We start from the raw sequence: 1706 nt of genomic DNA, 5'->3' as shown, positions 1-1706 counted from the left end.
CGCCATGGAGATCGGCTGGAGCCACGTCAGTAAGCCGCCTGGTAGGGGACACTTACGTTTCTACATAGACCTACGCAGGGTATTTTTGCGTGAGCGCCCAGACCTGATTTTCCTGAACGGTCTAGCCGCGACCCCCGGCCGCTGCACTTCTCTGCGGTATGAAAGTGCGGCCGAGGCTGATGTTGCGTGAAAGCGAACCCGTGCAACTCAAGAGCCGATATGAATGGGGAATGCTGGCTCTTGCGCATATGACACTGGATGACATCGTACACCTGACGCCCGAAGCCGCATGGGGCGCACAAAAAGCGCTCGGCAGATTGCATCGTCTAAATAAGGTACGCATCGTATCTAATGGATTAGACACGGATTTCTTTTCGCCTGACGAAATATCCAATGTCTCCTTAAATCCGAAAGGGACGGTACAACTTGGCATGATCTCACGTCTCCAGCACAAAAAAGACCACGAAACGTTACTCAAGGCGGTTGCACAGCTGATCAGAACCCGCCCGGACCAAGAGCTTCACCTACACATCGCTGGCGACGGGGCCACTCGTTCTCGGATTGAGGCTACAATTGCCCGCCTAGAGCTCGGCCAGAACGTTACGCTGCACGGATTTCTAGATCGCGATGGGGTACGGGCATTGCTTGCCCGACTGGACATCTACGTGCATGCGACTTTTGGAGAGACTATGAGTAATTCTATCATGCAGGCTATGGCCATGGCCAGACCTGTGGTGGCCAGCGACGTTAATGGCGTATCCAACATGATCAGTGAGGGTCATGGAATGCTCTACACATCAGGAGATGCCAATGCGCTTGCCCAGCGTATAGCACGCTGGATCGACGATCCATCGGAAGCAGCATTATATGGCGCACGCGCCAGATCACGTGCGGTGGAACGCTTTGGAATTGCCAATACGACTCGGCGCTATGAAGCTATCGCACGTGGAGAACCTGAATAGTGCGACGCGTCATTCACCTGATTCCCTATGACGGAATCGGCGGAGTGGAACGCGCGGCCGCTACTGTTGAAGGCGTTTGGCGCGGCGATCTCGTGCTGGAACGCATGTTTGTCTTCGAGGATGTTAGCGACCGCTCCGGTCGCGGGGCGACCTTTGATCCACGCGCGCTTTGGTCGGCGGCGGGCCGGCTGACAAGGGCGGAACCGGCATTGGTGATCCTATCTCTTTGGCGCGCGGTACTGGTAGGTGGTTTGGCTCGATTGCGCGGCTGCCGTGCGCCCATGGTCCTATTCCTGCATAACGCTCGTGATGCCCACGCAATAGATCGGATTGTGACCCGCATGGCGGCTCGATGGGTTACTGCCATTTGGGCAGACAGCGCTGCCACATTGGAGGAGCGCCTACCCCACCGCCTTAACCAACACGGAAGAGTCATCAGCTATTTACTTGACCGTCCTGAGCCAATTCGCGGCGCGCAGCCGGACCCTGCCCCCAACTTGATATTTTTGGGGCAGGCTCGCCGCACAAAAGGACCCACTTCGAATGCTGGCGCTGTTCGCGGGGACTGTATGCGAAGCGCCCTGATGCGACGCTGACTATAATCGGCCCTGATGGTGGGCTTGAAGGGGCGCTGCGCGCAGACATTGCTCGGCGCGGGTTAGAGGATGCAGTGGCGTTAACCGGGCCGCTATCGCGTGCGGCCATCGCCCCACTAGCCGCGCAGGCTAGTTTTTATATACAAAC

1 protein-coding gene is annotated in these 1706 nt (G+C 57.2%); it reads left to right on the top strand.

Features of this window, described 5'->3' with window-relative positions:
* The first annotated feature begins 179 nt into the window (after nucleotides 1–179).
* Nucleotides 180–962, top strand: a complete 783-nt coding sequence (locus RGAI101_RS21430; protein ID WP_198133769.1) for a glycosyltransferase — start codon at nucleotides 180–182, stop codon at nucleotides 960–962.
* The last annotated feature ends 744 nt before the right edge of the window (nucleotides 963–1706 follow it).

It is taken from the genome of Roseobacter sp. GAI101, assembly GCF_000156335.1.
Lineage (GTDB): Bacteria > Pseudomonadota > Alphaproteobacteria > Rhodobacterales > Rhodobacteraceae > Sulfitobacter.
The sequence above is the reverse complement of the archived record's forward strand: the minus strand, read 5'-3'. Positions and strand labels throughout refer to the sequence as shown.

Coding starts and splice junctions, on each gene's coding strand:
- RGAI101_RS21430 (WP_198133769.1), top strand. CDS start 180: ATGTTGCGTGAAAGCGAACCCGTGCAACTCAAGAGCCGATATGAATGG.